The 23530-nt window shown below is 73.5% G+C and carries 17 protein-coding genes; 9 read left to right on the forward strand and 8 right to left on the reverse strand.

Annotated elements, in window-relative coordinates:
• The first annotated feature begins 291 nt into the window (after positions 1–291).
• From ACH45E_RS02345 to ACH45E_RS02355, 3 genes are all read left to right on the forward strand, one after another.
• Positions 292–981 (forward strand): HAD-IA family hydrolase, encoded by a 690-nt coding sequence (locus tag ACH45E_RS02345; RefSeq protein ID WP_361436053.1) that lies wholly within the window; start codon positions 292–294, stop codon positions 979–981.
• 162 nt (positions 982–1143) lie between these two features.
• Entirely contained in the window at positions 1144–1824 is a 681-nt protein-coding gene (locus ACH45E_RS02350; RefSeq protein WP_361436051.1) for a helix-turn-helix domain-containing protein, read from the forward strand.
• Between the two features lie 61 nt (positions 1825–1885).
• A complete protein-coding gene (locus tag ACH45E_RS02355) occupies positions 1886–3241 on the forward strand; it encodes an FAD-dependent oxidoreductase (RefSeq protein WP_361436049.1) in 1356 nt (451 codons plus the stop codon).
• A 34-nt stretch (positions 3242–3275) separates the two neighbouring features.
• Here ACH45E_RS02355 and ACH45E_RS02360 read toward each other — a convergent pair whose 3' ends face one another.
• Positions 3276–4577 (reverse strand): SGNH/GDSL hydrolase family protein, encoded by a 1302-nt coding sequence (locus ACH45E_RS02360; protein ID WP_399039946.1) that lies wholly within the window; start codon positions 4575–4577, stop codon positions 3276–3278.
• Positions 4578–4682: 105 nt separating this feature from the next.
• On the reverse strand, positions 4683–5990 hold the full coding sequence (locus ACH45E_RS02365; protein WP_361436045.1) for a PHB depolymerase family esterase: 1308 nt from the start codon (positions 5988–5990) through the stop codon (positions 4683–4685).
• Between the two features lie 299 nt (positions 5991–6289).
• On the opposite strand from ACH45E_RS02365, the gene ACH45E_RS02370 reads away from it, so the two are divergent.
• A complete protein-coding gene (locus tag ACH45E_RS02370) occupies positions 6290–7096 on the forward strand; it encodes a pectate lyase (RefSeq protein WP_361436043.1) in 807 nt (268 codons plus the stop codon).
• Between the two features lie 91 nt (positions 7097–7187).
• Here ACH45E_RS02370 and ACH45E_RS02375 read toward each other — a convergent pair whose 3' ends face one another.
• Entirely contained in the window at positions 7188–7982 is a 795-nt protein-coding gene (locus tag ACH45E_RS02375) for a PaaX family transcriptional regulator C-terminal domain-containing protein (protein WP_361436041.1), read from the reverse strand.
• Positions 7983–8056: 74 nt separating this feature from the next.
• Between ACH45E_RS02375 and ACH45E_RS02380 the strand changes: the two genes are divergently transcribed.
• Positions 8057–9721 (forward strand): acyl-CoA dehydrogenase family protein, encoded by a 1665-nt coding sequence (locus ACH45E_RS02380; protein ID WP_361436039.1) that lies wholly within the window; start codon positions 8057–8059, stop codon positions 9719–9721.
• Positions 9722–10273: 552 nt separating this feature from the next.
• The gene (locus tag ACH45E_RS02385) at positions 10274–12253 is read left to right on the forward strand and encodes a HEAT repeat domain-containing protein (RefSeq protein ID WP_361436037.1); all 1980 of its coding nucleotides are present in this window, start codon (positions 10274–10276) and stop codon (positions 12251–12253) included.
• 57 nt (positions 12254–12310) lie between these two features.
• On the opposite strand, the gene ACH45E_RS02390 is transcribed toward ACH45E_RS02385, so the two are convergent.
• A complete protein-coding gene (locus ACH45E_RS02390; protein ID WP_361436035.1) occupies positions 12311–12886 on the reverse strand; it encodes a hypothetical protein in 576 nt (191 codons plus the stop codon).
• A 284-nt stretch (positions 12887–13170) separates the two neighbouring features.
• On the opposite strand from ACH45E_RS02390, the gene ACH45E_RS02395 reads away from it, so the two are divergent.
• Positions 13171–14256, forward strand: a complete 1086-nt coding sequence (locus ACH45E_RS02395; protein WP_361436033.1) for an exo-alpha-sialidase — start codon at positions 13171–13173, stop codon at positions 14254–14256.
• 60 nt (positions 14257–14316) lie between these two features.
• On the opposite strand, the gene ACH45E_RS02400 is transcribed toward ACH45E_RS02395, so the two are convergent.
• The 4 genes from ACH45E_RS02400 to ACH45E_RS02415 form a co-directional block, all read right to left on the reverse strand.
• A complete protein-coding gene (locus tag ACH45E_RS02400) occupies positions 14317–17256 on the reverse strand; it encodes a hypothetical protein (RefSeq protein ID WP_361436031.1) in 2940 nt (979 codons plus the stop codon).
• Between the two features lie 2 nt (positions 17257–17258).
• The gene (locus tag ACH45E_RS02405; RefSeq protein WP_361436029.1) at positions 17259–19106 is read right to left on the reverse strand and encodes an HSP90 family protein; all 1848 of its coding nucleotides are present in this window, start codon (positions 19104–19106) and stop codon (positions 17259–17261) included.
• Positions 19107–19169: 63 nt separating this feature from the next.
• Positions 19170–20156 carry a hypothetical protein gene (locus ACH45E_RS02410; RefSeq protein WP_361436027.1) on the reverse strand — a complete coding sequence of 329 codons (987 nt, stop codon included), beginning with the start codon at positions 20154–20156 and terminating at the stop codon, positions 19170–19172.
• A 333-nt stretch (positions 20157–20489) separates the two neighbouring features.
• On the reverse strand, positions 20490–21167 hold the full coding sequence (locus ACH45E_RS02415) for a uracil-DNA glycosylase (protein ID WP_361436025.1): 678 nt from the start codon (positions 21165–21167) through the stop codon (positions 20490–20492).
• A gap of 207 nt (positions 21168–21374) precedes the next feature.
• On the opposite strand from ACH45E_RS02415, the gene ACH45E_RS02420 reads away from it, so the two are divergent.
• Together ACH45E_RS02420 and ACH45E_RS02425 are read left to right on the forward strand one after the other, a co-directional pair.
• On the forward strand, positions 21375–22361 hold the full coding sequence (locus tag ACH45E_RS02420) for a BadF/BadG/BcrA/BcrD ATPase family protein (RefSeq protein ID WP_361436023.1): 987 nt from the start codon (positions 21375–21377) through the stop codon (positions 22359–22361).
• 153 nt (positions 22362–22514) lie between these two features.
• Complete coding sequence (locus ACH45E_RS02425; protein ID WP_361436021.1) at positions 22515–23438, forward strand: hypothetical protein; 924 nt, start codon at positions 22515–22517, stop codon at positions 23436–23438.
• Positions 23439–23530 lie beyond the last annotated feature (92 nt).

Below are 23530 nucleotides of genomic sequence, written 5' to 3' on the forward strand. Positions count from 1 at the left end.
CGTTCAGCCCCACCCGAACCTCGAAGCAGGCGGCCCAGGCCCAGGAGGCGCGGGCGGAGACGGTGTCCACCCAGCGGGCACTCCGGCATCGCCGACGTCGACGCTTCCTGGAGGTCGCCCCGGTGGCCGGCCGCATCGCTCCTTGAGCAGATCGCCAACCTGCTCAACGACTTCTTCGTCAAGCGGGGCCGGCCCTCCGTCACCTTCTACGGCACCCCGCCCCTCCCCGCTGAACTGATGCCCGCCGGTGGCGGCCCCGCGCCGGGCAGAGCGCCGGGTACAGTCCAGCGCATGGCTGCCGTCCTCTTCGACTTCTCCGGGACCCTGTTCCGGATCGAGTCCACCGAGTCCTGGCTGCGGGCCGTACTGGCCGAGTCGGTGCTGGAGCTGTCCGAGCGGGAACTGACCGAGGCGGCATGCGCGCTGGAGGCCGCCGGGGCACTGCCCGGCGGGGCTGCGCCGGTCGAGCTGCCCGCGGAGCTGGCGGAGGTGTGGGCGGTCCGGGACGAGAGCGCCGCGTTGCACCGGGCCGCGTACACCGGGCTGTCCCGCCGGGTTCCGCTGCCCGATCCGGGGCTGCACGAGGCGCTGTACGAGCGGCACATGTCCCCGCGGGCCTGGTCCCCGTACCCCGACGCCGCGAAGGTGCTCGGCACCCTGCGCGAGCGCGGGATCGGGGTGGGCGTGGTCAGCAACATCGGCTGGGACCTGCGCCCGGTCTTCCGCGCGCACGGGCTCGACGAGTATGTGGACGCGTACGTGCTGTCGTACGAACACGGCGTCCAGAAGCCGGACCCCCGCCTGTTCGCCACGGCCTGCGCGGCGCTCGGCGTCGAGCCCCGGGACGCGCTGATGGTCGGCGACAGCCGGCCCGCGGACGGGGGTGCGGCGGCCCTGGGGTGCCGGGTGCACTTCGTGGACCACCTGCCGGTGTCCGAGCGGCCGGACGCGCTGCTGCCGGTGCTGGACCTGGTGGGCTGAGCCCGCCGGAGCCCCTGCGCCACTCTTCCGCGAAGCCGCCCGTCTGAGACGATCCCCCGCGTCGCCCCAGACGGACGGCAGCCCTGAGCAGGCCCCGGTCGAAGCGGTGCCTGGCGCGTCGATTATAGTTGGCTGGCAGCCAGTCAACGCAGGAGTTACAGGATGTCCCCGCGCAGCGCCTCGGTCAATGAAGAGTTGCGGCGGCGTTCCCGGGAGCGGCTCCTGCAAGCCGCGGTGGAGCTGGTGGGCGAGCACGGGTACGAGGCCACGACCTTGGGTGACATCGCGGACCGGGCCGGCTCGGCGCGCGGCCTGGTGTCGTACTACTTCCCCGGCAAACGCCAGCTCGTGCAGTCCGCCGTGCACCGGCTGATGCACCGCACGCTGGAGGAGGCACTGGAGCGCGAGCCGCGCACCGACGACGGGCGGGAGCGGCTGGCCCGGGCCATCGACGCGATCCTGGGCCTGGCCCGGGACCGGCCCGTGCTGATGCGCCAGCACATGGCCGGGCTCCTCCAGGCCGAGGGCTTCGTCCAGTGCCCGGAGCAGCGCCGCCTGTCCGAGCTGCTCGGCGACACGGTCGCCAGGTACGGCTCGCAGGACGTCCAGGCCGACTACCCCCTGCTGCGCGCCGTGCTGATGGGCGCGGTGTACGCGGCGCTGGTGCCCGGCGTGCCGATGCCGGTCCCGAAGCTGCGGGACGAACTGTTCCGGCGCTACGGCCTCGACTGGGAGCTGGGCGTCCCGCCCGGGACGGGAGCGGCTCAGGAGCAGTGCGAGAAGGACCTGTCGCGGTTCTTCGCCACGGAGGAGCGGTCGGGGGACCAGCGGGGCGCCCGGTAGCGGCGGCACGTCACCCCTCCGGCCCCTGTCAGCGGAGCCGCCGCGGTGCGATGCTGGAGTCATGCGTGTCGCCGTCGTCGGCTCCGGGCCGAGCGGGTGTTACACCGCCCAGAGCCTGGTCCAGCTGGATTCCGAGGTGGTCGTCGACGTAGTGGACCGACTGCCGTGCCCGTACGGCCTGGTGCGCTACGGCGTGGCCCCGGACCACGAGAAGATCAAGTCGCTGCAGGGCAGCCTGCGCACGGTGCTGGAGCACGACCGGGTGCGGTTCCTCGGGGGCGTGCGGGTCGGCGGCCCCGGCGGGGTGTCCGTCGAGCGGCTGAGGCAGCTGTACCACGCGGTCGTGTACTGCGTGGGCGCCGCGACCGACCGCCACCTCGGCATTCCGGGTGAGGAGCTGCCGGGCAGCTGGTCGGCGACCGAGTTCGTGTCCTGGTACAGCGCGCATCCCGACGCGGTCGAGGCCGGTTTCCTGGTCGGCGCCCGGTCGGCCGTGGTCATCGGCGTCGGCAATGTCGCCGTGGACGTCACCCGGATGCTGGCCCGCGGCGCGGCGGAGCTGAGCCCGACCGACATGCCGCAGGCGGCGCTCACCACACTGGCGGCGAGCGGGGTGCGGGAGGTCAGGATGGTGGGCCGGCGCGGCCCCTCGCAGGCCCGTTTCACCACCAAGGAGCTGCGCGAGCTGGGCGGACTGCCCGGCACCGAGGTCACCGTGGACCCGGCCGAACTGGCGCTCGACCCGGAGTACGTCGACCCGTCCGGGCTGCCCGCCCCGCGGCGGCGCAATGTGGAGGTGCTGCGCGGCTGGGCGGCGCAGCCGTCCGCGGAGGCGTCGCACCACATCCGGCTGCACTTCTTTCTGCGCCCCGTCGAACTCCTCGCCGAAGGCGGGCGCGTGGGCGCGGTGCGCTTCGAACGGACCGTGCCGGACGGGCAGGGCGGCGTCACGGGCACCGGCCGGTTCGAGGACGTCGAGGCGCAGTTGGTGCTGCGCTCGGTCGGCTATCGCGGAGTGCCGCTGGAGGGGTTGCCGTTCGACGCGGCGAGCGGCACGGTGCCGAACGTCGAGGGCCGGGTGGTGCGCGGCTCCGCCGTGTCGGCGGGCGAGTACGTGGCCGGCTGGATCAAGCGCGGCCCGACGGGTGTCATCGGCACCAACCGCCCGTGCGCCAAGGAGACGGCTACCTCCCTGCTCGCCGACGCCCCGGTGCTCGCCCGAAGGCCCGCCCCGGACGATCCCGTCACGGCACTGCGGGCCGCCGGGATCGATCCGGTGCCCTGGGCGGGCTGGCAGGCGATCGAGCGGGCCGAGGCGGAACTCGGGGCCTCGCTCGGGCGGAGCGTGGTCAAACTGGCCGACTGGGATTCCCTGTTGACGGCGGCACGGACGGCGGCACGGACGGCGGCCCCTTAGCGGCGGCTGGGTCGTTCCGTTCGTCTTCGGGGGTTCACTTCCCGCGGAACAGCCCCGTGGGCACCGCCGCGGCCAGCTTCCCGTACCCCGTCGGGTTCAGGTGCAGCCAGTCACCGTCGTGCAGGTCAGGGCGGAGGCGGCGGGGGTTGTCCGGGTCCCGTACCGCGCCGTCGAAGTCGATGACCGCGTCGAAGTGGCCGGGGGTGCGGATCCAGGCGTTGACGCGCTGCCGGGAGGCCTCGCGCTCGCCTGCGGGGTCGTCGTAGAGGGTGCTGCCGCCGAAGGGTGTCAGGGTGGCGCCGTAGACGCGGATGTCCTGGGCGTGGGCGCGGACGATGATCTGCCGGTAGGCGGCGATCAGGTCGTCGGTGAGCCGGCGCTGGGCGTCGGGGGTGGCGTCGGCGGTGCCGATGTCGTTGACGCCCTCGAAGACGATCAGCCGGGAAACGCCGCTGCGGGAGAGGACGTCGCGGTCGAGGCGGGCGAGGACGTTGGGGCCGAGCCCGTCGTTGAGGACCCGGTTGCCGCCCGCCGCCTGGTTGAGGACGGCGATGCCGGAGGTGGCGGCCCGGGTCTGGAGGCGGTCGAAGAACTGGTCGGGCCAGCGGTCGTTGCCGTTGGTGGTGGAGCCGCGGCCGTCGGTCAGCGAGTCGCCCAGGATCGCGAGGGCCTCGGCGGCCCCGGGTGACAGGACCTCCACGTCGCTCAGCAGGTACCAGTGGTTGACCGGGGTCGCGCCCGGAAGGTCCTGGTCCTGGGTGTGGTCGCCGCTGATCAGGTACGAGGTCGTGCGCGAGCCCGGGTGCGAGGTGAGCGCGAGGGACGGCTGGCCCTGTGCGAGGTACGCCGTGACGGTCAGGGTGGATCCTGTCGCCAGGTCGAAGTCCAGGGGATCGGAGACCACTTCGGCGCCGACCGGGACGGTCGCCCAGGCGCGCCCGGAGAAGGTCACCGGGTGGGTGCTGCCGAGCTCGACCGCGGCGGCTCCGGCCTGTCCGCCCTGCGGCAGCGCCACCGTCACCGCGGTGAGGGGCAGCGGGGTGTCGCCGTAGGCGTTGGAGAAGCGCAGCCGGATGCGGTGGCCGCCGGTGGACACACGCAGGGTCTGCCGCAGGGTGGTGTCGGCCAGGACGGACTTGGCGCCGGTGAAGGGCGCGGGCGGCAGGTTGGCGGGTTCGGTGAGCTGCGGCATCGCGGTCCAGGTGTTCACCCAGTGCCGGCCGGAGGGCTTGTGTGCCAAGGCCCCCGGTGCGGTGGGCCTGGAGTTCCTGACCAGGGCTGTGAGCGCCGACGAGGTCACCACGAGGGCGAGCGCGAGGACGCAGGTGCTGATCAGGGTGGCGAGCGGGACACGTCTGTGCGGCTTCACAGGGCCCTTCCTGAACGAGGGGTCGGGAGGCGGGTGCGCGGCGGACTCCCCTCCGGCGCGCACCCGGGTCTGTCAACTGACCGTGCAGGCCGTTCCGTTGAGGGTGTAGGCGGTGGGGGCGGCACTGTTGCCGGTGTGCGTGGCCTGGTAGCCGATGCTGACGCTCGTGTTCGGCGCGATGGTGCCGTTGTAGGAGGCGTTGGTGGCCGTCACCGCTCCGGAGGACGGGCTGTAGGTGGCGTTCCAGCCGTTGGTGATGGTCTGGCCGGAGGGCAGGGTGAAGCCCACTTTCCAGCCGTTGACCGTTGTCGTCCCGGTGTTGGTGATGGTCACGGAGGCGGTCAGGCCGGTGCTCCAGGCGTTGGTGGTGACCGTCACCTTGCAGGCCCCGGCGGGGGTCGGGGGCACGGTGCCGCCGCCGTCGAGGCCGAAGAAGTGCAGCGCGCGGGCCGCCATGCCGTAGGTGTACAGGTTGTGGCCGACGCCCTGGAGGCTGATGGCCTCGACGGGCGCCTGGTCACCGGTGGAGCCGTAGCGGGTGCGGGTCCAGCCGGACTGGGGCGAGTCGGTGGCGGCGGGTGTCTGGCTCACGCCGAGGACATTGGTCCACTGCTTGATCGCCTCCCCGAAGTTGGGGTAGCGCAGCACGTCGTCCTCGGTGCCGTGCCACAGCTGCATCCGTGGCCGGGGGCCGCTGTAGCCGGGGTAGGCGGCGCGGACCAGGTCGCCCCACTCCTGCGGGGTGTGGGTGAGGTTGCCGCCGGAGCAGGTGCTGTTCCACTCGGAGCCGTCGGTGGTGGCGAAGCAGCCGAAGGGCACACCGGAGAACGCGGCGCCCGCGGCGAACACGTCCGGGTAGTCACCGAGCAGGACGTTCGTCATCATCGCGCCGGAGGAGATGCCGGTGACGAACACCTTGCCGGTGTCGGCCGAGTAGGTGCGGGTCGCCCAGTCCACCATCGACCTGATACCGACCGGATCGCTGCCGCCGCCGTGGCGCAGGGCCTGTGCGGAAGAGACGTCGAAGCACTTGCTGGCCCGGGTCACCGACGGGTACACGACGACGAACCCGTACTGGTCGGCCAGTTGGGCCCATTCGGTGCCGGAGTACATGGCGGACGCGGAGCCGCCGCACCAGTGGACGGCCACCACGACCGCCGGGTGCGCGGTGACGGCGCTCGGTACGTACATGTACATCTGGAGGTTGCTGGGGTTGTCGCCGAAGCCGGTGACCTCGGTGAGCGTCGCCGTGGGCAGGGCGGCGGGAGCACCGGTGCGGGCGGCGGCCGGCGGCGCGGTGAGGAACACCGCCGCGAGCAGCGGGAGCAGCGCCGCGAGGAGTGCGGTCAGGGGGCGTCGTAAAGGCACTGTGGGGGGCATGTGGGGCATCGTGGCATGGACATGGTCCCCATGGAAGCGCTCCCACGCGACTTCCCGATGGCTTGAACAAGCCCTGCCGGGTTCTGCGCGAAGCGTTGACTAGAAAGCGCTTGCATCCTACGGTCCCGTTCAGACACATGACCGAGGGGGCTGATATTGCCCCCTATATGGGCATCTTCTCGCGCACATGGTTCAACATCGCGTATGCCGTTCATGTCAATGACCCCATGCGCGGCATCACACCCCCACGAAGGGGCGCACCCGCAGGTACACCCCGACAAGGAAGAAGGAATCGGGACATGACTTCTTCGGCACGACCGCGCGCCCGCAGGCGCGCCCTGACCGGCGCACTGGCCGCCGTCGGGCTCTCGGCTGTCATGATCATGACAGACGGGGCGCTGACGCCGGCGAGCGCGGCCACCTGGCCCACCCCCAACGGCAGCCAGGCGGTCACCTCGACCATCTCCGTCTCCGGCACCAAGGATTACGGGATGAAGCGCCTGTACGGCAGCGGAGACCTGGGCACCGGCGGACAGAACGAGGACCAGGACCCGATCCTCGAACTGGCCCCCGGCGCCGTGGTGAAGAACGTCATCATCGGCGCCCCCGCGGCGGACGGCATCCACTGTCTGGGCAGTTGCACGCTCCAGAACGTCTGGTGGGAGGACGTCGGCGAGGACGCGGCGACGTTCCTCGGCTCCTCGTCGTCCAACGTGTACACCGTCTCCGGCGGTGGCGCGAAGGAGGCCAGCGACAAGGTGTTCCAGTTCAACGGCGCCGGAACGCTCAACGTCTCGAACTTCGCGGTCAAGAACTTCGGCAAGCTGGTCCGTTCCTGCGGCAACTGCAGGACACAGTACAAGCGGACGATCAACCTCAACACCATCGAGGCGACCTACAAGGGCAGCGCGCTCGTCGGTATCAACACCAACTACGGCGACAGCGCGACGCTGAAGAAGATCACGATCGTCGGGGACAGCAGCAAGAAGATCGTGCCCTGCCAGAAGTACATCGGCAACAACACGGGCGCGGAGCCGCCCAAGAACGGCAGCGGCCCTGACGGGACCAACTGCAAGTACGCGACCTCCGACATCACCTACAGGTAAGGGAACACTCCCCCCACTCCCCCACGACAGCGGTCGTACGAGGCGCACCTGACGGTGCTTCGTACGACCGCTCACCACTGTCCACGACTGTCTACGTCGTCCTGCCGAGCATCGCATCCGTCAACTCCCGCTGATAGCCGGTGTAGGCGGCGCGCAGGTCCGGGCCCGGCCAGTCGGCGGGCAGGAGTTCGGCGGGCAGCACGGGGTCGGCCAGGAGGTGGCGCACGACGGCCGCGAGGGCGGTGAAGCGGTCGGCCGGGCGGTCGGCCGCGGTCGCCGCGACGTGGGCGAGCAGCGCCCTGGCGGTGTCCGCCCAGACGTCCAGCGGCCACAGCCCCGCGGCCAGGTCACGGGCCGGTTCCTCGGGCCGCGCGGTGAAGCGCCGGACCACCTCGCCGAGGCCGTCGGGGTCCGCGCGGCGCAGATTGGCGGGCCGCAGCCAGACGCCCTCGCGGAGTTCGGCGAGTCTGCGGGCGGCCAGCCGGGCACGGAGTTCGGCGCGTTCGGCGGGGCCGCGGCCGGTCGTGGTGACGACCACCATCTCCCAGTCACCGTCCCAGGGGCGGGTCTCCGGATGCACGGCCTCGTCCTGCCGCCGCCGGCGGCTGAGCAGGCGGTCGCTGAGCCGGTAGACGGCGTCCGTGCGCCGCAGATCACCGGCGGCCACCATCCGGCTGAGCGCGGCCCGCAGGGTGGATCCGCCGACGCCGAGCGGCTCGACCGCGCGCACCAGGTCCTTCACCGGCAGCTCGGGCGGGTGCGCGCCCAGCAGCAGGCTGAGGACCACCGACCGGGCGGACAGGGGGCGCAGCTCTGGCTCCGGGGGGCGGGCCGTCGCGTTTCCGGCCGTGTTCCCGGCCGCGTTCCCGGCCGTGTCTTCGTGCATGGGGACGTACTGTACGGGGGCCGGGCGTTGTTGCAATATTGCTGCGTTCGTAGAAATAGTGCAACACTGCTGGTATGGCCGACACCTTCGCGCACCCGCAGCCGCCACGGCACACCACGCACGACGTCACCAACCAGCCCCCTCCCCTGGCCCCCTACGACGCGTCCGAGGACGTCGCCCTGCTGGAGGGGCTGCGCCGGGAGGGCGCGGGCTGGGCCGAGGAGGACATCCGGCGGCTGGGAGCGCGGGCGGGGAGCGCGGAGGCGCAGGAGTGGGCCGCACTGGCCAACCGGCACGAGCCGGAGCTGCGTACGCATGACCGGTACGGCAACCGGATCGACGAGGTCGAGTTCCACCCGAGCTGGCACCATCTGATGCGGGCAGCGGTCGCCGCGGGGCTGGCGGGCGCGCCCTGGGCCGACGGCCGGCCCGGCGCGCATGTCGCCCGCAGCGCTGGCGGGCTGGTCTGGGGGCACACGGAGGCCGGGCACGGCTGCCCGACGTCGATGACGTACGCCGCCGTCCCCGCGCTGCGCGCCCAGCCGGAGCTGGCGAAGGTCTACGAGCCGCTGCTCACCGGCAGGGAGTACGACCCGGAGTTGCGCGTCCCCACCGAGAAGCCGGGGCTGCTGGCCGGGATGGGCATGACCGAGAAGCAGGGCGGCTCCGACGTCCGGACGAACACGACCGCGGCCACGCCCACCGCCGAACCGGGCGTGTACACGCTGCGCGGGCACAAGTGGTTCACGTCGGCGCCGATGTGTGACGTGTTCCTGGTGCTGGCCCAGGCTCCGGGCGGCCTGTCCTGCTTCCTCGTCCCCCGTGTGCTGCCCGACGGCACCCGCAACACCTTCCGTGTCCAGCGGCTGAAGGACAAGCTGGGCAACCGGTCCAACGCCTCCTCCGAGCCGGAGTTCGACGGGACCGTGGCCTGGCTGGTCGGGGCGGAGGGGCGGGGTGTGAAGACGATCATCGAGATGGTCAACTGCACCCGGCTGGACTGCGTGATGATGTCGGCGGCGCTGATGCGCAAGACGCTCGTCGAGGCCGGCCACCACGTGCGGCACCGCAGCGCGTTCGGCGCGCGGCTCGTCGACCAGCCGCTGATGCGCAATGTGCTGGCCGATCTCGCGCTGGAGTCGGAAGCCGCGACGACGCTGACCCTCCGGCTGGCGGGGGCGGCGGACCGGGCGGTGCGCGGGGACGCCGGGGAACAGGCGTTCCGGCGGATCGCGACCGCCGCCGGCAAGTACTGGGTGACCAAGCGGGGGCCGGCCTTCACTGCGGAGGCGCTGGAGTGCCTCGGCGGCAACGGGTACGTGGAGGAGTCGGGGATGCCCCGCCATTACCGGGAGGCGCCTCTGCTGTCGATCTGGGAGGGCTCGGGGAACGTCAACGCGCTCGATGTACTGCGGGCGTTGGGGCGGGAGCCGGACACGGCCGAGGCTCTGTTCGCCGAGTTCGCCCTGGCCCGCGGGGCGGACGCCCGGCTGGACGCGGCCGTGGGCCGGCTGAAGGACCGCCTGGCCGCGGCCGAACCGGCGGGGGCCCGGCGTCTGGTGGAGGAGATGGCTCTGGCCCTGCAGGCCTCCCTCCTGGTCCGGCACGCGCCGCCGGCGGTCGCCGACGCCTTCTGCGCCACGCGGCTCGGCGGGGACTGGGGGCATGCGTTCGGCACGCTGCCGGGGTCGGCGGACGTGGACGGGATCCTGGGGCGGGCGGTGCCTGTCGCGAACTGACGTCCGGCCGTGCGGGCGGCTACGCCGGGGTTGGCGGTGGGGGGTGCTCGCCCCCGCCGCCCCTACCCTTCCCGACCTCCAGGGGCTCCGCCCCTTCGACCCCGCCAGGGGGCTCCGCCCCCTGAACCCCCTACGGGGCTCCGCCCCTGCACCCCGCCGGGGGCTACCGCCCCCAGAACCCTCACAGGGCTCCGGCCCCTGCGACCCGCCAGGGGCTACCGCGCCCCAGAACCTCCACGGGGGCCCGCCCCTGCACCCCCGCCCGGGGCTACCGCCTCCTGCACCCCCGGCGGGCCCCTGCCTGCCGGGGCTCCGCCCCCGGCCCCATCGGCCTGAACTGCCGTGCCCTCAAACGCCGGACGGGCTGTCTTTGTGGTTCGCCGGGGCGGCATGCGCACGCCATCCGGGGGGAATTGATCCCTCCGGACCGTGGGCGCGGTTCGTGGCCGGTCCGTGCCGACGGATCGCACACAGTCGCCGTGCGATTCCGCTTCGTTGTCAGTGCCGTGGTGCAGACTCGCGATCAGGTGGCAATCGCCTGGGGAGGACAACGTGTTCACGGGGATCGACGATGTCGACTGGGCCTCGCTGCGGCATGCGTACGGCAGCGCCGAGGACGTGCCCGGACTGCTGCGGGGGCTGGCGTCCGCGGACCGGGACGAGCGGGAGGGCGCGCTGGACGGGATGTACGGCTCGGTGCACCACCAGGGGAACGTGTACGACTCGACGCTCGCCTGCGTTCCGTTCCTGTTCGCGCTCGCGGCCCGCGCGGAGGTTCCGGACCGGGGCGGCATAGTCGAGTTGCTGGTGAGCATCGGGATGGAGGGCGAGGGCGCCGCGGTGCGGTCGGGTGCCGGGGCGTTCGTCGGGCTGGCCGCGGATCCGGATCCCTGGGTGCGGCGCGCGGCGCCGGCCGCGCTGGTGCGGTTCCTCGACGATCCGGGGCGTGTGCTGGGTCTGTTGCGGGACCGGATCACGGTCGAGCGGGACGACCGGGTCCTGCTGGCCCTCACCGAGAGCCTGGGCCTCTTCGTACGGCGGCATCCGGCGCACGCCGCCGCGGCGGTGGACCTCCTGGCCGCGCAGAGCGTGCCGCCGTACGGGCCCGGGCTGCGGCTCGCGGCCCTCGGTCAGCTCGCGCTGGGGGCGCCCGACCGGCTCCCGGCCGATCTGGTGCCCACGGCGGTCCGGTTGCTCCGGGACAGGTCCGAGCAGCTGGCCGGCGGGCGGCCGGACGAGCCGGACCGCCCGGGCACGGACACGCTGGTCGGCCGGATACGGCGGCTGCGCCCCTCGGACGAGGAGGGCGCGTACCTGCTGCGGACCCTCCACACCGCCCTGGACGGCCGGACAGCGGACCGGATCACCCTGCTCAGCGGGCAGTTGACCAGCCCGGCCCCGGTGGACCGGCGCAACGCGGTGTGGATGGCGGCGGGGCTGCTGCGCGAGTGGCGCGCCGACTACGCCGGGCTCGTGGCGCTGCTCGGCACCCAGGTCGCCCAGGAGCAGGACCCGTTACGGGACGCGGCGGTGTCGGTGCTGGCCGAGTTGTTCGGCCTGGCCGCCCCCGCCGCCGGTCACCTCCACGCCCTGGTGACCGCACGGCCCGACCTGTGGGTGCGCCGGTGGGAGCGCGGGGCGCCGGCGCTGGGCGGCCCGCTCAAGGCCCTCGCCCGCAGCGGGGACGCCAGGGCGGTGCCCGTTCTCGCCCAACTGCTGGCCGGACCGCTTCCGCCGGACGACCTGGGGCATGCGGTCGTGCACCTCGGGTCTGCCGCGGCCCCGCTCGCCCCGGCGCTGCGGCGCCGGCTCGGGCAGATACGCCTCGACTCGCCCGAGACCGCCGACCGTGCCGTGCCGCTCCTGTCGGCGCTCACGGTCCTGGCCGATGTGGCGGCCCTGCCGGAGGTCCTGCGCCTGCTGGGTGCCGTAACGGGTGCCCCTGGGCCGTGCGGCACCGCCGTCGGGGGCGCGATCCGCGCTCTGGACGCGTTCGGACCCGCCGCGCGGGAGGCCGCGCCGGTGCTGCGGGGGCTGCTGGACACCGCGCACGCGGCGGCGGCCGCGGGGGCACTGTGGTCGACGGGCGAGGACGTGTCCGTCGTACTTCCCGTACTGCTGCGGGAGTTGACGCATGTACAGTCCGGGCGCCGCCGTCCGGCCGCCCTGGAGCTGGCCCGGCTGGGGCCCGCGGGCCGTCCCGCGCTGCCCGCGCTGCGCCGTATGAGGGGGGCGAGCGGGGTGTGGGAACGGGTCTCGGCCGCGGCGGCGCTGTGGCGGATCGCCCAGGACCCGGAAGACGTCCTGCCGGTGTTCCGCGCGGCCTGGGCCGGCAATCCCCACACCCGCGGCACGATCGCCGCCTGCCTCGCCCGCATGGGACCGGCGGGCGACCCGCTGCGGGACCTCCTGCGGGCCGAGGTGACCGGCCCCCGGCGCCACACCGCACGGGTGGGCGGGTACGGGAGCCATGACATACAGAAGGACGAGGAACTGCTCCGGGTGTGCCGGAGGGTGCTGGCGGGAGGGTGAGGGGCCGTCCGGCCACTTGCCGGTGGCGGCGGCCCCCGCGCTCCGCGGCCGGCCGCGTCAGCCGGTCATGCGCCCCCACTGCGGGCCCAGCCGGGCCCACTCGGCGTCCCAGTCGGCCATGCGGCGGCGTTCCAGCCGGCCGCGCAGGGCCAGGCCGGAGACGAGGGGGACGGCGGCGGCGCTGAGGCCCACCAGGGTGCCGATCAGGTCGGCGCGCAGGTGGGCCTGGGAGACCGAAGCGGGACGGCTGACCAGCTGGCCCTGCGGGTCGGTCCACACGGTGACCGGGCTGCCCGCCTTGCTGCCGGGCTCGACGCGGGCCTGGCCGGTGTGCGTGGCGCCGTCCACCGTGGTCCAGCGGACCTTGGCCCACACCCGCTCGCCGGAGTTCGCCGTCCCCGGGGCCTTCTCGGTGACCTGGGCCACGGTCGGGCGCCACTCGACGCGCTCCCGGGCCAGCCCGTGCTCGACGGAGTCGGCCGCCGCGAGTCCCGACAGGACCCCGGTCAGTACGGTGAGCAGCCAGACGCCCAGCACCAGCCAGGCCTCCACCGTGTCGGCACGGCGTTTGAGCGGGTTGCGCCGCCAGCGCCACAGCCAGACCTTCGGACCACGGAACGCCTTCAAAGGCATCCTCCTCACGAGCGCACGGACAGACCGGCCGCCTTCCCGACCGCCTTCCCATACGGGGGATGTCCCCGTCCTGCTCAGGGCGAGCCCCCGACTCGACGGTCGCACGACAGCGCCGGTTCGCGCAGGCGTCTGACGGGAAGACGCCCCACCGATCTTCGAGGCAAGCCGACACAGCCATCCTGACCTGCGGCGATGCCATGTCCATAGGTGACTGTCAGTGCCGGGGTGCAGACTGGCCGATGTCTGAAAACTCACGTGACGAAGATGTCCCGGAGGTGGTCGGCATGAGCGAGGTCCTGCTCGCCGTGGGTACCCGGAAGGGTTTGTTCATCGGGCGGCGGCGAGGTGGCGCCTGGGAGTTCGACGAAAGTCCCTGTTTCAATGCCCAGGCGGTGTACTCGGTCGCCGTGGACACTCGCGGCGGCACCCCGCGGCTGCTGGCCGGAGGCGACAGCGCGCACTGGGGCCCGTCGGTGTTCCACTCCGACGACCTGGGCCGCACCTGGACCGAACCGGCCCGGCCGGCCGTGAAGTTCCCCAAGGACACGGGCGCCTCCCTGGAGCGGGTCTGGCAGCTGCACCCGGCCGCCGCCGAGCCGGACGTGGTGTACGCGGGCACGGAGCCGGCCGCGCTGTACCGCTCGGAGGACCGCGGGGAGAGCTTCGAGCTGGTGCGCCCGCTGTGGGAGCACCCCACGCGCTCGCGGTGGGTGCCCGGCGGCGGCGGTGAGGGGCTGCACACCGTGGTGACCGACCACCGCGACCCGCGGGCGGTGACCGTCGCGGTCTCGACGGCCGGGGTGTTCCGCACCACGGACGGCGGCGCGAGCTGGACACCGTCCAACTCCGGTGTGTCCGCGGTGTTCCTGCCGGACCCGAACCCGGAGTTCGGCCAGTGCGTGCACAAGGTCGCGCAGGATTCGGCGAACCCGGACCGGCTCTACCTCCAGAACCACTGGGGTGTGTACCGCAGCGACGACACGGGCGCGCACTGGACGGACATCGGCGCGGACCTGCCGTCCACCTTCGGCTTCGCGGTGGCCGCCCACCCGCACCGCGGCGACACAGCGTACGTCTTCCCGATCAACGCCGACGCCGACCGGGTGCCCGCCGACCGTCGCTGCCGGGTCTTTCGCACGGAGGACGCGGGCAGGACCTGGGAGCCGCTGACCGCCGGGCTCCCCCAGGAGGACCACTACGGCACGGTGCTGCGCGACGCGCTCCGCACGGACGACGCGGACCCGGCCGGCGTCTACTTCGGCAATCGCAACGGCGAGGTGTACGCCTCGGGCGACGACGGCGACAGCTGGCAGCTGCTGGCCTCCCATCTGCCGGACGTGCTGTGCGTGCGGGCGGCGGTCGTGGGCTGAGGAGGCGCGAAAGGAACGGGCTCCGGTGCCGGGGCGAGTCGTCGCCCCGGCACCGACGTGTCACTCCTCGTCGCGCAGCCGGGCCGCCAGGGAGACCAGCGGCTCGGTCTCCTCGGTGTGGCCCAAGGCGGTCAGGTGGGAGACCGCCGCGTCGAGGCGGGTGAGGGCGGGTGCGGGGCGTTCCAGGTAGAGGCCCTCCACGGCACCCGCGAGGCGGACGCACTCGGCCCACTCGCCGGCGCGGTCGTCGTCCGGTCCCGGCTCGCCGAGCAGTGTGAGGGCCTTCTCCAGGGCGGTCAGGGCGGCCTCGTACTCGCCGGCGTGGGCGTTGACCCGTCCGTGTTCGTAGGCCAGAGCGGTGTCCAGGGGGCGGCCGTGGGCCTCGTGCCCGGCGGCGCGGGCCTCGTCGGCGATCCGGCCGGCGTCGGCGAGGAAGGCGAGGGCGTGGGCCAGGCCGTCGGGGCCCTGCTGCTGGGCCTGGAGACGGGCGAGTTCGCGCAGGCAGGTGCTGAGCTGCTCGTAGCCCGGCGCCGTGGCGTGGGCGGCGAGTGCCTGGTCCACTGCCTCTCGGGCCCGGCCGAACTCGCCCGACTCGCCCAGGAGGGCGGCCGTCTCCGCAGCGATCATGACATGGCTTTCCGGGTCGTCGTCCCAGCCTGCCGACTCGGCCGCGAGGGCGACGAACTCCGCGGTGGCGGCCTTGAGGTCGTCCCCCGTGTGCAGCGCGCGGGCGCGGGTCAGCCGCAGCTGGGCGACGAGCCGGTCGCCCAGCTCTCCGGCGCCGACGTCCGGTTCCGCCAGCAGGGAGTCGAGCAGAGCGATGCAGTCCTCGACGCGTCCCAGGTCGAGGCTGAGCCGGGCCACGCCGCTGTACGTGCGGAACCCGTCGGTCCGGCTGCCGCGGCGAAGTTCCCGCTCCGCGGAGCGCGTCAGGTGCCGCAGTGCCTCGTCGGGTCGGCCCAGGTGCAGGCATGCCTCGGCCAGATCGCCGTGCAGCCGGGCGGTGTCGACCGCGTCGGCCGGCCAGTCGGCGGCCAGTCGCAGCGCTTCGGCCAGGTTCGCGTGCGCGGTCTGCGCGTCCTGGAGGAGGAGCTGAAGCCGGCCGCGCAGTCCGAGTGTGCGGGGCAGGTGCCAGGCGGGGCCGTGTGCCTTGAGCCGGTCGAGGAGGGCGTCGGTCTCCGTGACCGCCGCGGGCAGGTCGCCGGAGACGGCGTACGTGCTGGCCCGCAGCAGCAGGGCACCGGAGATCTGCCCGTCGAGGTCGTGCCGGGTGGCGAACGCGTGCAGCAGATCCACCTCGGCGAGGACCTTCGCGACGTGCGCCTCGCTCCCCGACGTCTGCAGGTACAGGCCGAGGGCGGTCGCCCGCAACCGCAGCAGGCGGGCCTCCTGGAACGGCGCGAGGCCGGCCGTCTCCTCGTGCAGGCGGACCGTGGCCGCGTGGGCGGCGGTGAGGGCGGCGGCCTTCGCCTCGACTCCGCCGGCGCCCTGCGCGAGGGCCTCGGCGGCGGGGAACAGGGCGCAGGCCCGGGCGAGCGCCGCGTGTGCGGGCAGTCCGGCGTCGTCGTACAGGGCCGCGGCCTCCTCGTGGAGGGCGGCGGCGTCGGCGAACTCGTCCTTCTCGCCCGCCCGGCTGGCCTCCTCCTCCAGCAGGTCCGCGCGCAGTTGTCCGAGCGGGCCCACGGCCGGGTCGTCGGGGTGGACGTAGTCGCGGGCTGCGACGAGGGTGCGCAGCCGCGCCCAGCAGGCCAGTGCGTCCGGGTGCCCCTGCTCGCCCAAGGCCCTTGCCCGGAGGATGAGTTCGGGCAGCGGGTCGGGGACGGCGTCGGCTGCCCGCGCGGGGGGCGCGGCGACCGGCGCCGCCGGAACCGCTTCGTCGAGGCTGCGGGTGCGCAGGGTCAGCTCCAGTGCGTCCACGAGCGGGGCACGGTCGAGGCGGGCCCTGCGGCGGTCGGTGTGGGCCGTGGTTCCGTTGCGGGCGTCGAAGCGGGCGGCGAGGTCGTCGGCGCGGACGCGCACCTCGGCGCGCAGGCCGGCCACCGTCCAGGTGCGGCCCGCGTACCCGGCGGCGGGCAGTTCGCCGTGGCCGAGGAGCTCGACGCGCTGGAGGAGGACCTCCACGCCGGTGAGGAAGCCGAGCAGGTCCAGCGGCGAGTCGACCTCGTCGAACAGGCTCCGGTTCTCGGCGAGCAGTTCCAGGCCGCGTGCCTCGTTGCCGGTGAGCGCGCAGAACTCCAGGTGCCGGCCGGCCTCCTGGGACATCGAGGGGTTGCGGCGGCAGCTGCGGTAGCCGGCGAGGTGCAGTTCACGGGCCCGTTCGGTGTGGCCGGCGCGCAGCAGGGGCAGCAGCGCGTACGAGACGGAGCGGGCCGGCTCCTCCTGGCAGGATTCCTTCCCGGCCAGGACGGGCTCCCAGGTCCGCAGCGCCCGCTCGTCGTCGCCCGCCATGAGGTGGTACAGAGCGCGCTCGCAGGTTTCGCAGGCCTCGCAGTCGCTGAGCCGGGTGCGGGTGCGGCCCGCCCAGAGCTCGTAGGCGGGGGTGGTGTCCTCGCCGACGTGGGCGGCCAGCTGGTACGCCTGTCCGTAGTAGGGCTGGAGGCCCTGACCGGCCTTCTCGTACCGGTCACGCATCTCCGTCAGCCACTGGCGCAGGCTCGCCAGCGGCATCTCGGGCAGCGCGCGCAGGGCGTTGGCCACCCACTTGAACCGCCAGAACAGCATGTGCCGCAAGCGCTCGTCGAAAACATCGGGCTGCTCGTCGAAAAGGGTCAGCAGGCGGGCGAAGACGACGGGTGACTTGCGGGGTTCGGAGCCGTAGGTGTACGCCTCCTGGAGTTCGAGGAGCGCGTGGACGAGGGGGGCGGGCTCCGCGAACTGCTCGGCGGCGTCGACGAGTTCCTCGGCGGTGAGGGTGCGGGTGCGGCCGTAGGGACGCCGGTCGTTCTCCTGGAGCGCCTGGAACAACTCGTCGGTGGTCCGGGGTGCGGGTGCGGTCGGCATCGTCAGCTGTCCTTGCGGAGGGCGTGGGCGAGCAGGTCGAGGAAGGAGCGGTTGATGAGGCTCGATTCGGCCGGCCTCAGCGGTCGCCGGGACAGCATCGCGGCCTGCCCGTAGAGGGCTTCGGCGCTGGTGCGGGCGAGTTCGGGCTCGTCGATGGTGACGGCGGTGCGGACCAGCGGGTTGAGCTGGTTGAGGATCAGCTGGGCCCGTGGCGCCTCCTGGCGCAGGGCGCCGAGGATGTCGCCCCACAGGCCGCCGTCCTGCTCACGGGCGAGCTGGGAGCGGGTGCGCTCGTGCCGGGCCTCGCGGCTGTCGACGAGGAGGGCGGGGGCGGACGCGGGCTGGAAGGTGCGCAGCGCGACATCGCAGTCGAAGACGGCGAGGGCGTCGCGGGCCAGGGCGAGGTAGGCGGCTGCGGCGAGTTCCGTCTCCCGGTCGACGGGGTCGAGGTGGGCGGTGAGGGTCGCCGGGTCGAGGTCGGCGACGACGGTCTCGGGCCTGATCTCGGGCAGTCGGTGGACCAGTTCACGGTCGTAGGTGTAGCCGCCGTTGACGACGCCGAGCCCGGCGGCCGAGGCGATCGCCGCGACCTGCCGGAACTCCTCCACGCTCGACGTCACGAGGACGGTGCGGTGGGTGCGCGCGAACTCGTCGAGGGTGGCGTGTCCGTCGGTGGTCTCGAACGGCAGCCAGGGCAGCAGCATCCGCATTATCTCGTCGTCGTGCACCGCGAGCGACTTCACGGCCAGGTGGTGGGCCTGGAGGAAGCGGGCGAGCAGGTCCGGGTCGCTGGCGGCGGCCCGGGCCATCCACGCGCGCAGCCGCTCGGCGAGGGCGTCGCGGACCGCGGCGAGGGTGTCGTCCTCGTACAGGGACTCCCGGGACGCCGTCGGGCGCAGGCTCTCGGCGTCGACGACGCAGCGGACGAAGAAGGCCCACTCGGGCAGGATCTCCTCGGCCTGCTCGGACAGCAGCATCCCCTTGACGTGCACGCGGTGCCCGTGGCGGCGCCCGGCCGGCACCGCCTCGGGGAGCACACACGCGATGCCCTTGAGGCCCACGGCCGGCAGGTCCAGCTCGATGGTGTCCAGCGGTGTGAATCCGAAGACGTCCGCGCCGTACGCGGCCAGCGCACGGGAACGGGCTCCCGGCGTGGGGTACGTACGCGCCCAGGGTGCGCTCTCGGGGTTGACGGCCGCGCCCGGGCCGCCGGTGCCGTCGTCGAAGGTCACGGGGTGGCGCAGCAGGGAGCCGAAGTGCCGGGCCAGTGCGTGCACCTGCGCCGGGCGGGTCCATTCGCCCGCGTCGGCGCGCGGCGTCAGAGTGACGGTGGTGCCGGGCCGGCGGCGGGCGGAGGCGGGCAGGGTGCGGACCGTGTAGCTGCCGTCGCCGCGTCCCCGCCACTCCACCGCGGGGGCGTCGGGGGTGCGGGCGGAGCGGCTCAGGACGTGGATCTCGTCCGCGACCAGGAAGCAGGAGAGCAGGCCGATGCCGAACTGGCCGATGAAGTCGCCGCGTTGCTCGGCGATGCCCTCGGCGCGTTTGCTGCTGCGGCCGATCGTGGCGAGGAAGGTGTGCACGTCGGCCTCGGTGAGGCCGACGCCGTCGTCCTCGACGCGGACCACGGAACCGTCGGCGTGGAGGCGGATGCCGAAGGCGTCGGCGGGTGCGGCGGGTTCGAGGTCTCGCCGGGCGGTCAGCGCGTCCACCGCGTTCTGCATCAGTTCCCGCAGGTAGACGCGAGGGCTGGAGTAGAGGTGGTGGGAGAGGAGGTCGACGAGGCCGCGCAGATCCACCTGGAAGGTGCGGTCGGCGCCGGCCGGGTCGACGGCGGTGTCGGGAAGCGTCATCGGGCAGTCCGGAGTTGAGGAGACGAAGGGTGGCGGGCGGGCGGTACCGGGGCCGGCGGGTGCTCAGGCACGGCTGTGACAGCGGGCGAACTGCTTCTCGGGCTCACCGAGGTAGTCCCATGGCCGCTCGGTGCAGGCGCCGTCCAGCGTGTGGAAGACGCGCCGGGCCGTGTGGCGTTCGCCGGCCAGCGACAGGGCCATGGCGAACATGTTGAAGTCCTTCTGCCAGCCCGGGCGCCGGGAGTAGGCGGGGTGCAGGATGCTGTGCTCGGCCGCTTCCCGCAACCGCGCCTGGATCTCGGCGGTTTCGAGGTAGTCCTGGCGATCCGACTCGACCCACTCCTCGATGTACGCCATGGCGATCACACAGCCGAGCCGGTGTCCCTGCGGGGCGCGGGAGAACGCGTCCTGGGCGAACGCCAGGGCCTGCCCCGGCTCGCCGCTCCAGCGGGGCTGCAAATGCGACACCCACTCGATGTGGGTCTCCAGGTCGAGGGGGTCGCGGCGCAGGGCGGCGTCGAGCCGGGCCTCGTTGACGGCGCGGCCGAGCGACATGCCACGGCCCGAGGTGAGGAGACGGCGCCACGGAGCGACCCAGTCCGGCCGCAGCTCGGCGGCCTCGAGCAGCTGTTCTTCGGCGATGTGGAGCCGCTCGTGGAAGACCCGCCACTGCTCCCGCGTGACGTTCACGGCACGCGCGGCGGTGCGGGCCTCCCAGCCCCAGATGATGTGGCGCGTCCCGGATATCAGCAGGGCGGTCGCCCGGTGGTCCTTGTCCTCCTCCACGGCCCGGCCGATCCAGTCCTGCACACCGTCCACCTCGGCCAGCTCACCGAGGACCTGGTGTTCGCGGCCGAGATCGAAGGGGGCCAGCCCCGCCCTGACCGCTTCCCAGTCACCGGCCTCGGCGGCGTGCACCAGCGCGAGCACCCGCGTGTCCCCGAGCGCGTACAGCGGGTACGTCCCGTTCCTCTGTCTGCGCGGCACGGGCAGGGCATACGGATGCGCCGCCGGTCTCTCCGCACCCCTGCCGAACAGCTTGCGTAACATGCCGCGCCCTCCCCTGGTCCCGCGTGATCGTCCGGGGCAGCGTAAACGGCCCCACCGACACCGGTTCCACAGAGTTTTCACCGGTGCTTCACCGATTCGGCGAGGCGGGCGGGAATCTGCGCGACCTGCGGAGTCCGGAACGCGGGACGGTGAGTCGGGGGATGCAACAAGATCCCCGGCGAGATCCGGACAAGGAAACCCGCTGTTGCCACGGCCGTGCTCCAGGGCCTGCGAAAGTCCCTCCCCCAGCCCGGCGACGCCCAGCAGGTGCTCTCGCCGCACCGGACGCCGGGCCCGCCCTTCGGGCGGACGCCGGGACCTTCACGACAGGCTTCAGGGCAGGCGCCAGTCCACCGGCTGGGCACCCTGCTGGACGAGCAGGTCGTTGGCACGGCTGAACGGGCGCGAGCCGAAGAAGCCGCGATCCGCCGACATCGGCGAGGGGTGAGCGGACTCGATCGCCGGGAGATCCCCGAGCAGCGGCCGCAGATTACGGGCGTCCCGCCCCCACAGGATGGACACCAGCGGCTTGCCGCGCGCCGCCAGCGCCCGGATGGCCTGCTCGGTGACCTCTTCCCAGCCCTTGCCACGATGCGCCGCCGGCTTGCGGGGCGCCGTCGTCAGCGCCCTGTTCAACAGCAGCACCCCCTGCTGGGTCCACGGCGTCAGATCGCCGTTCGACGGCCTGGACAGCCCCAGGTCGGAGTGCATCTCCCGGAAGATGTTCTCCAGGCTCCCCGGCAACGAACGCACCTCGGGCGAGACCGCGAAGCTCAACCCGATGGCCATCCCCGGCGTGGGATAGGGATCCTGGCCGACGATCAGGACGCGAACGTCGTCGAAGGGCTGCTGGAAAGCCCGCAGGACATTCGCTCCGGAGGGAAGGTAGGTCCGGCCGGCCGCGATCTCGGCCCGGAGGAAGTCCCCCATCGCGGCGATACGTTCGGCCGCGGGTTCAAGGGCCTTCGCCCAGCCTGCTTCGACAAGTTCATACAAGGGTCGTGGTGCCACAGCGCGTCACCCTACTGGCACACACCGACGTTCCGCACAAACGCGGAAGCCCGCGCGCACGCCGTCCCCGGCGCTACCCTTCCTCCTCATCAAGGCCATCGAGCCGGTCCAGCGGCTCGTGCGGCCGGTCACCGCGAAGGAGAAGAGCCCGTTGCGACCAGTGATCAGGCCACTCCGCCATGGCCATCGCGTGGACCGGCGCCTGCCGTGACCGGCGTGGGGGCCGGACCCGGCTTCCTGGCCGTCGACTCGGGAGGCTCCGGCCTGCGGGTCGTCGTCGGGACGGCCGGGCGCGGTCCGTCCGCGCAGGGGCAGTCGCGGGAGCCGGTGCGTACGGGGACGCGGGGGATCGACCCCGTCCATCTGATGGAGCAACTCGTCCCCATGGTCCGGTCGTTGGTGACGGAGGCCGGGGTCGGTGGGTTGGACACGGCCGTGGTCGGTGCCGCCGGGTTCGCGTCCCTGGGCGGGGCGCTGCGTGCCGAGCTGCCGGGCGCCCTTGCCCGGGAGCTGGGGGTGCGGGCCGTCGCGCTCGCCGCCGACGCCGTCACCGCGTACGTGGGTGCGCTGGGACCACGGGCCGGGGCCGTGGTCGCCGGGGGCACGGGACTGATCGCGCTCGGTACCGATCTGACGAGCTGGCGGCGGGCGGACGGCTGGGGCCATCTGCTGGGCGACTGCGGCGGCGGCGCCTGGATCGGGCGGGCCGGGCTCGAGGCGGCGCTGCGCGCCCATGACGGACGCGACGGCGGCTCCGCCCCGCTGCTGGCGTGCGCCGAGGAGCGGTTCGGGCCGGCCGCGGGGCTGCCCGGCGCGCTCTACCCGCGCTCCGACCGCCCCGCCGTCCTCGCCTCCTTCGCACCCCAGGTGGCCGCCTGTGCCGCGAGCGATCCCGTCGCGGCCGGCATCCTGCGCGCCGCGGCCCGGCACATGGCCGAATCCGCCGCCGCGGTCTGCCCGACCGGAGAGGAGCCCCAAGTGGCTGTGACCGGGGGTCTGGTCAAGCTGGGCGCGCCACTTCTCGTACCGCTGGCCGAGGAGTTGGCGCGGCGGCTGCCGCACGCCCGTCATGTCCCGCCCGACGGGGATCCGCTGCACGGCGCGGTGCGGCTGGCGGCCGAGTTGGCGGCAGGGCGGCTCACACTTCCGGGTGCGGAGGCGATGTTGTACGTGGTGACCACAAAACGGGATTGATCCCGTCGGTGAAGGAAGTGTCCAGTAAGTGACCGAAACGTGAAGTGATCACTTCCGATCCGTCCGTAACTCATCAGACAAAACAGGACGGATACCGCTCACCTGCACCCTCCCCGAACAGAGAAGCCCAGGAAACCAGTAACATGCGGCGCCATGAGCTCCCCCACTGGGCCCGCGTCCGGCCTGCCAGTACGAATGCCGCGACCCCGCCAGCCCGGGCGGCACCGCCGCCCTGAACCGCTGGTGGCTCCCGAGGGCGCGCCCGCGCTCGTCCTCGCTGTGCCCGGCACGCCCAGCGCCGCCACGCGTAGCCTCGCCGAGGAGGTCGTGAGCATCGCCCGCTCCGAGCTGCCCGGCCTGGATGCCCTGATCGGCTACCTGGACGGGGACGACGCGGAGTTCCCGACCCTGAGGTCCGTCCTCGCCTACGCCGCCGACGAGCGCACGGCCCGCTTCGAGCAGGCCCGCGCCGCGGGGGTCGACGTCAAGGCGCCCGACGGCCCGGTGGCCGTCGTCGTTCCGCTGCTGGCCGGCCCGGACAGCGCGCTGCTGCGCCGGGTCCGGCAGGCCCTCATGGACAGCCGGGTCGCCGCCGAGCTGACCGACGTCCTCGGCCCGCACCCGCTGCTCGCGGAGGCGCTGCACGTGCGTCTGTCCGAGGCGGGTCTGGCCCGCGCCGACCGGGCCCGGCTGTTCACCGTGGCGACCGCCGCGGACGGCATCATCCTGGCCTCCGTCGGCGGCGACGAGGCCGTGCAGGCGGCCGGGATCACCGGCATGCTGCTCGCCGCGCGCCTCGCCGTGCCGGTGATGGCGGCGGCCCTGGACCAGGAGGGCTCGATCTCGTCCGTCGCCGACCAGCTGCGCAACTCGGGCTCGCAGCAGCTGGCGCTGGCGCCGTACCTGATCGGCCCCGAGATCGACGCCGGCCTGCTGGAGGCGGCCGCCACGGAGGCGGACTGCGCCATCGCGGAGCCGCTCGGCCCGTACCCGGCGATCGGCAAGCTGGCGCTGGCCAAGTACACGACGGCGCTCGGGATCGCCCCCCAGCAGGCGCAGGGCACGCCGGTCCGCTGAGGCACCGGCCACCGCCCCGGGAAACACCGGACGGACGGCGAAGGGCCCGCACCTCCCGGGGTGCGGGCCCATTGCCGTGCCCGGGCGGGACC

Origin of the sequence: Streptomyces sp. NPDC020299, from assembly GCF_044387825.1 — a bacterium.
Lineage (GTDB): Bacteria > Actinomycetota > Actinomycetes > Streptomycetales > Streptomycetaceae > Streptomyces.

Excerpts from the sequence above, each read along its gene's own strand:
- ACH45E_RS02365 (WP_361436045.1), bottom strand. The coding sequence starts at position 5,990 with ATGCCCCCCACAGTGCCTTTACGACGCCCCCTGACCGCACTCCTCGCG.
- ACH45E_RS02425 (WP_361436021.1), top strand. The coding sequence starts at position 22,515 with ATGAGCTCCCCCACTGGGCCCGCGTCCGGCCTGCCAGTACGAATGCCG.
- ACH45E_RS02405 (WP_361436029.1), bottom strand. The coding sequence starts at position 19,106 with ATGACGCTTCCCGACACCGCCGTCGACCCGGCCGGCGCCGACCGCACC.
- ACH45E_RS02410 (WP_361436027.1), bottom strand. The coding sequence starts at position 20,156 with ATGTTACGCAAGCTGTTCGGCAGGGGTGCGGAGAGACCGGCGGCGCAT.
- ACH45E_RS02395 (WP_361436033.1), top strand. The coding sequence starts at position 13,171 with ATGAGCGAGGTCCTGCTCGCCGTGGGTACCCGGAAGGGTTTGTTCATC.
- ACH45E_RS02400 (WP_361436031.1), bottom strand. The coding sequence starts at position 17,256 with ATGCCGACCGCACCCGCACCCCGGACCACCGACGAGTTGTTCCAGGCG.
- ACH45E_RS02390 (WP_361436035.1), bottom strand. The coding sequence starts at position 12,886 with ATGCCTTTGAAGGCGTTCCGTGGTCCGAAGGTCTGGCTGTGGCGCTGG.
- ACH45E_RS02380 (WP_361436039.1), top strand. The coding sequence starts at position 8,057 with ATGGCCGACACCTTCGCGCACCCGCAGCCGCCACGGCACACCACGCAC.
- ACH45E_RS02350 (WP_361436051.1), top strand. The coding sequence starts at position 1,144 with ATGTCCCCGCGCAGCGCCTCGGTCAATGAAGAGTTGCGGCGGCGTTCC.
- ACH45E_RS02345 (WP_361436053.1), top strand. The coding sequence starts at position 292 with ATGGCTGCCGTCCTCTTCGACTTCTCCGGGACCCTGTTCCGGATCGAG.
- ACH45E_RS02355 (WP_361436049.1), top strand. The coding sequence starts at position 1,886 with ATGCGTGTCGCCGTCGTCGGCTCCGGGCCGAGCGGGTGTTACACCGCC.
- ACH45E_RS02375 (WP_361436041.1), bottom strand. The coding sequence starts at position 7,982 with ATGCACGAAGACACGGCCGGGAACGCGGCCGGGAACACGGCCGGAAAC.
- ACH45E_RS02370 (WP_361436043.1), top strand. The coding sequence starts at position 6,290 with ATGACTTCTTCGGCACGACCGCGCGCCCGCAGGCGCGCCCTGACCGGC.